Annotated in this window: 1 protein-coding gene; it reads right to left on the bottom strand. The window is 41.1% G+C overall.

Annotated elements, in window-relative coordinates:
- Positions 1 to 11 precede the first annotated feature (11 nt).
- Entirely contained in the window at positions 12 to 1,052 is a 1,041-nt protein-coding gene (locus AM629_RS21160) for an IS630 family transposase (RefSeq protein ID WP_054481773.1), read from the bottom strand.
- Positions 1,053 to 1,154: the final 102 nt, after the last annotated feature.

Below are 1,154 nucleotides of genomic sequence, written 5' to 3'. Positions count from 1 at the left end.
TAAATAAGGTTTCATAATAGTGCTACACCCATTCTTTGTCTTCCTGGTTTTTGCTGTGATGAAAACGATGCCAAAAAGGCATCAACATAATTAATCAACTGCCACATAAATTGACAGCTATGATTTCGTGTTATTGTCTCATGGAGCGATTGCCATAACCGTTCTATTTTATTTAGCCACGGTGAATAGACCGGTAAAAACAACAGAGTAAATTTTGGATGTTGGACCAGCCAATCCTTTACCTTCTGACTTTTATGAATACAGTAGTTATCTAAGATTAATGTGAGGGTTTCCGCATGAGGATATTGATGATTCAATTCATCTAACATTTTGATAAATAAATCAGAGTTCTTTTTTATTCCTTTAACATAGGTGACTTGTTCTGTTTGGGCATTGAGGCAACCTGCAAGGTAATATTTTTCATTTTTTCCCGGAGTGATAACCCGTTTTTGTTGCCCTTTGAAACACCAGTCCGCTCCGATCTTCGGGTTGAAATCAATATCCACCTCATCTTCATAGAAAACGGGATGTTTTTCTGAGATATTCGCTTTAGCTTCCGTAACCTTTGCCATTTTCTCATCATATTCAGGATCGGGTTGTTTTACCGTGGGCGCCGCTCTACGCCAGACAATCCCCACCTGAGCAAAGTAACGATAAAGGACATTTTGCGTCAGAGAGAGGTTGAGTAATTCATTGAGGGTATGAGTCATGAGTTCAAGGCTCCAGCGAGAGCGGAGATAGCCTAACTTTTGGGGGGATTGCTGTAATAAGAAAAGTAAGAGGTTATAGAGCGGGGAGAGATCCCAGACAGCAGGTCGGCCAACAGGTAAACTTTCGAGTCCTTCCAGCCCATATAATGTAAACCACTGAACCCAACGATTGACGGAAGAGCGTGCGGCATGAAGGGTCTTGGCGACATAAGTCACTGTCAATCCTTCATTGAGCATCAATAACGCCGTTAATCGACGGGAATAGTTCTTATCACGGGTTTTATGGATAAGTTTTCTCATTTTCTGGCATTCATCTTGAGGTATAGGTGCTATGATAGGCATCACTCAGTCCGTGTTGGGGTTTGGGATTTTTCGCAATTGATCAGATCGCAAAAATCGGACTGAGTTCCCTCCAAGTGATCTATTATTTTGAAAAGTTATTTA

The sequence above is a fragment of the Photorhabdus heterorhabditis genome (assembly GCF_001280945.1).
GTDB classification, from domain to species: domain Bacteria; phylum Pseudomonadota; class Gammaproteobacteria; order Enterobacterales; family Enterobacteriaceae; genus Photorhabdus; species Photorhabdus heterorhabditis.
Note: the sequence above shows the minus strand (reverse complement) of the source record. Positions and strands in the feature narration are given on the sequence as shown.